The sequence below is a fragment of the Acerihabitans sp. genome (assembly GCF_036398755.1).
GTDB lineage: Bacteria > Pseudomonadota > Gammaproteobacteria > Enterobacterales > Enterobacteriaceae > Acerihabitans.
In genome coordinates this window covers 1-4,744 of sequence record NZ_DASWOM010000063.1, presented here as the reverse complement: position 1 = coordinate 4,744, position 4,744 = coordinate 1, and the positions used below count along the sequence as shown (strand labels likewise).

The 4,744-nt window shown below is 59.0% G+C and carries 5 protein-coding genes; all 5 read right to left on the bottom strand.

Features of this window, described 5'->3' with window-relative positions; genetic code table 11:
• Positions 1-1,074: 1,074 nt before the first annotated feature.
• Positions 1,075-1,929 carry a 3-deoxy-8-phosphooctulonate synthase gene (gene kdsA / locus VGC33_RS10280; protein ID WP_331120656.1) on the bottom strand — a complete coding sequence of 285 codons (855 nt, stop codon included), beginning with the start codon at positions 1,927-1,929 and terminating at the stop codon, positions 1,075-1,077.
• Between the two features lie 60 nt (positions 1,930-1,989).
• Positions 1,990-2,799: an invasion regulator SirB1 gene (gene sirB1, locus VGC33_RS10275; protein ID WP_331120655.1), complete on the bottom strand. Its 810-nt coding sequence runs from the start codon at positions 2,797-2,799 to the stop codon at positions 1,990-1,992.
• Positions 2,796-3,194 carry a SirB2 family protein gene (locus tag VGC33_RS10270; protein ID WP_414636918.1) on the bottom strand — a complete coding sequence of 133 codons (399 nt, stop codon included), beginning with the start codon at positions 3,192-3,194 and terminating at the stop codon, positions 2,796-2,798. Before VGC33_RS10270 ends, sirB1 begins: the two co-directional genes overlap by 4 nt.
• 31 nt (positions 3,195-3,225) lie before the next feature.
• On the bottom strand, positions 3,226-4,059 hold the full coding sequence (prmC, locus tag VGC33_RS10265; protein ID WP_331120653.1) for a peptide chain release factor N(5)-glutamine methyltransferase: 834 nt from the start codon (positions 4,057-4,059) through the stop codon (positions 3,226-3,228).
• Positions 4,059-4,744 (bottom strand): peptide chain release factor 1 (locus tag VGC33_RS10260; RefSeq protein ID WP_331120652.1); only part of this gene is annotated, 686 nt, incomplete at its 5' end. The genes prmC and VGC33_RS10260, both read right to left, overlap by 1 nt.

The following is a 4,744-nucleotide window of genomic DNA, read 5'->3' as shown; positions in this document are numbered from 1 at the left end:
CCCGTCGCGGGGCGCCTGGCGTTCTACAGTACGCTGGAGCAGGCGCTGGAGGAGGAAGACAAAGCCGTGGCCGATGGACTGATTAGCCAGCATCGCGCTTGAATCCGGCGTAGCGTGCCGGCGTTGGGGGCGCTGGGGGTTGTATCGGTTCGGTGGGGTTGATGCGTGTTCGGTGGGGTTTTAGGCTGGTTCGGCGGGGTTTAGGCTGGTTCGGCGAGGGTTAGGCTGGTTCGGCGAGGGTTAGGCTGGTTCGGTGAGGGTTAGGCTGGTTCGGCGAGGGTTTCGCTTGCCGTGCGTTCGGGGGTTTTAGGTATGCCGGGGGCTATGTCGCTGTTCACCCTGTATTTTATGTCGCGTTAGCGGCGCTGTTGCTTTTGATAGCGCCTGGCGCGAGTGCAATGAATTGTAATGGAATGCCGCCAGCACGGCTGTAAGTAGGTCGTGCAGACTTAAAGTCATGCAGCAAGGCTGTATAAGGTAGCAAGGCAGCAAGGCAACTGGGTAACAAGTCGGTAAGGCGGTAAGGCGGCAAGTCGGTAGTCGGTAAGTCGGTAAGTCGGTAAGTTACAAAGTCAGCATGATTGAAAGGCGAAAGTGAACATCCATCCATCAGCCTTAACCTCTAAGATAAGACCAAAATCCTGCTGATCTTTTTCCCGGTGAGTACATGCCATTCAGAACCCAAAAAAAACCTATCTTCTTGCAGGCGATGGGGTTGACCTTGTGCCGACATAGAGTGCGCCGGCAGCGTGCATCACGGCTGGATGAGCCGCCGGGAGCGGCGAAAGTCCGGTAGCGCCTGGAGCGCTAACCGGGCGGTCCAATAGCCGGGATGAGGCGCTGCAGGGGACCGCGCAGCGGCGTACGATCTGGAGGACGCGGGGATGTCAAGAAGGGTGGCGCGGGCCACCCTTTTTGTCGCTTGCCGGCGCCCGGCATTACATAAAACCACCGAACGCCCGGCAAGCGAAACCCACGCCGATCCGGCATAAACCTACCACAGGCGGTACCCTCGCCGATCCGGCCTAAACCCACCACAAGCGGTACCCACGCCGATCCGGCATAAACCCCGCGTTAGCTGCCCGTATCCAGCGCCGGAAAGCTTTTCACTAAATCATCGATCGCTTTCATCTGTACCAGGAACGGCTCAAGTTTATCCAACGGCAGCGCAGAGGGGCCGTCGCATTTGGCATGATCCGGATCCGGATGGGCCTCGATAAACAGGCCGGCAATGCCTACCGCCATGCCGGCGCGCGCCAGTTCGCCCACCTGCGCGCGACGACCGCCGGAGGCGGCGCCGAACGGATCGCGCGTCTGCAGCGCATGGGTAACGTCAAAAATCACCGGACAACCACCGGAAACCCGGTTCATCACGTTAAATCCCAAGATATCCACCACCAGGTTATCGTAGCCGAAATTACTGCCGCGATCGCACAGGATCACCTGCTCATTACCGGCTTCGCGGAACTTATCCACGATATTGCCCACCTGCGACGGGCTGATAAACTGCGGTTTTTTAACGTTTATCACCGCGCCCGTAAGGGCCATGGCCTCCACCAGATCGGTCTGACGCGCCAGAAACGCCGGCAGTTGTATCACGTCGACCACCTCGGACACCGCCTGCGCCTGGGTCGCTTCATGCACATCGGTAATAATTTTCACGCCAAACTGCGCCTTCAGCTCCTGGAAGATCTTCATGCCCTCTTCCAGGCCAGGACCGCGATAGGAGTGAATGGACGAACGATTGGCTTTATCAAACGAGGCTTTGAACACGTAGGGAATGCCCAGTTTCCGGGTCACGGTAACGTAATGTTCACATATGCGCATCGCCAGTTCGCGCGACTCCAGCACATTCATGCCGCCGAACAGCACGAATGGACGATCGTTCGCCACCGGGATATCACCAATATTCACCACCAGTTGTTTCATACCTATACCTTATACTTTTTATCGACATACCGGCCGGGGTAATGGCCGATGGCATCGGGTTTAATGTAGGGTCACCGATTTTTGCTCGATGGAATGTATCTGAACCTTGATCATTTCGCTGATGGGATCTTCCGGGCACTGCTCGACAAAATAATTAAGGTCCGACAGCGCCACATGATCGCATTCCAGTTGGGCGTAGATCAAACCACGATCGCGGATTTCATAAGGGTCGTCGGGATCAAACTCCAGCATCGCCTCGCTGGCGCCCAGGGCAAGCTCCATCTGTTTTTCGTCCATCAACGCGGATTTTAGCGTATCGAGCAGTTTACGCACCACGGTATTGTTATCCGCTTCTTCCAGATCTTCATCCGCCAGTTCAATGCCGGTGCCGATATTGCCGCGCAGCCAGATATCCAGCGTATGTTCATCAAGGGTATCGCCGTTGATCGGGTTTATCAGCCACATTTCGCCGTCAAGCCAGCCGGCGCGCAGGATCATCTGGGTCGGGAAGATCACCGGCAACAGGGGGATGCCCATGGACTGCGCCACGTGCAGCAGGATAATGCCCAACGACGCGGGCAGGCCCTGGCGGCGCTCGAGCACGTTATCAAGCCATAAGGCGTCCGACAGACGATACACGCCGCCGACGCCGCCAAATCCCCAGGTGCGGTAGAACAATTTCAGCAACAGCCCCAGCTGTTCGTCCTGGTTCAGCGTCGCCGGGATCTGCTCCCGCGCCGTTTCGGCCAGCAAACGCAACTGGTCGCGGACGCTGTCAGCGGGAAAATCCTGCCGGATGGCAAGGGAAATACGTATTACACCCTCGCTAAGCGGTGAAAGATTATATTCAAAATCCGCAATATTACTCATAGAAATCCTGTCAGCAGGGGAAGCTTACTGCTAGCCAGCCGGTAAATAGTGTACAGACACGCCAGCCCGCAGATAAATGCCAGCCAGCGGATTTTTTCACGCCGCGTATATTTGCCCAGCGCCACGGAGCCAAGCAGGATGTAGACAACCACCAACACCAGTTTATCCAATAGCCAGCGGCCGTCTTCGGTGAAGGGAGAAATGCCCGAGAGGATTATCAGCGTGATGCCGGAAATCAATAACAGGGTATCAACGATATGCGGGGAAACGCGCACCCACCTTTTGGTTAACAGGGGGGAACCGCGCCAGCGCCAATAAAAACGAATGACAAACAGCGTAATGGTGATCCATACCGTTGTTAAATGTAAGTACTTGATGGCCATGTAAGCACTCATCACTGCTCCAGCGTCGTATTCCCGGCGGGGCTTAACCCGGCCATTGTCCCAGTGAAACGCGTTCATTATCGCCATAGTCCCGCCGGGTGCCGACCCGCAAAAAACCAGCGCTTGCCAGCAGGCCGCGCACCGCGCCGGCCTGTCGCCAGCCATGTTCCAGCACTAGCCAGCCGCCGGGGTGCAAATGACCGGCGGCGCCCGTGGCGATGGCCGCCAAATCGGCCAGTCCGTTACCGGCCGCAACCAGCGCGCTTTGCGGCTCAAAGCGCACGTCTCCCTGTTGCAAATGCGGATCGTCCACATCAATATAGGGCGGATTACTCACAATAAGGGTATAGCGCATTCCCTGCAATGATTTAAACCAACTTCCCGTGGCGAAACGCGCATTGGCGATGCCCAGCAGCAGGGCGTTTTCGCGCGCCAGGTCGACCGCCTCCGGCCGCAGATCCACGCCGGTCACCCGCCACGACGGTCTTTCGCTGGCTAATGCCAGGGCGATGGCGCCGGTGCCGGTGCCCAGATCCAGCACCTCGGCTGGCTCATCGGGCAGCAGCGCCAGCGCCTGTTCAACCAGGCATTCGGTATCGGGGCGCGGGATAAGCGTGGCGGGCGAAACTTTAAGGCGCAGCGACCAGAATTCACGCTCGCCGGTCAGATAAGCTATCGGTTCCCCCGCCGCGCGCCGTAACAGCAAAGCGTCCAGACGGGCAAGCTCCGGCGGCGTCAGCGGCGTTTCGCCAAACGCCAGCAGCCAGGTGCGCGCCCGCCCGGTAACAAAACCGAGCAGGATTTCGGCATCCCGCCTTGGGCTATCGCCGCCGGCGAGCCGGCGGGCGGCGTCATCAAGCCACTGGCCGCATCGCATCAGGATTGTTCTGCCAGCGCCGCCAGTTGATCCGCCTGGTATTCCTGCATGATCGGCTGCACCAGCATATCCAGCTTGCCTTCAATCACTTCATCCAGGCGATAGAGCGTCAGGCCGATACGGTGATCGGTCACCCGCCCCTGGGGGAAATTATAGGTACGGATGCGGTCGGAGCGATCGCCGCTGCCCAGCAGATTGCGGCGGGTCGACGCCTCCTCCAACTGGCGGCGCCGCACCTCGGCCGCGCGCAGCCTGGCGCCCAATACCGCCAGCGCCTTGGCTTTGTTCTTATGCTGTGAACGCTCGTCCTGGCATTCCACCACCAGCCCGCTGGGCAAATGGGTAATGCGGATGGCGGAATCGGTGGTATTGACGTGCTGGCCGCCCGCGCCGGATGAACGAAAGGTATCGATGCGCAAGTCCCCGGCATTGATCACCGGCAACTCTTCTTCCGGGATCGCCGGCATCACCGCCACCGTACAGGCGGAGGTATGGATGCGTCCCTGGGATTCGGTTTCCGGTACCCGCTGCACGCGGTGGCCGCCGGACTCGAACTTAAGCTGGCCGTAGGCGCCGTCGTTATCGATTTTGGCGATGACTTCTTTGTAGCCGCCGTGCTCACCGTCGCTGGCGCTGACGATCTCCACCCGCCAGCGCCGGGTTTCGGCAAACCGGCTATACATCC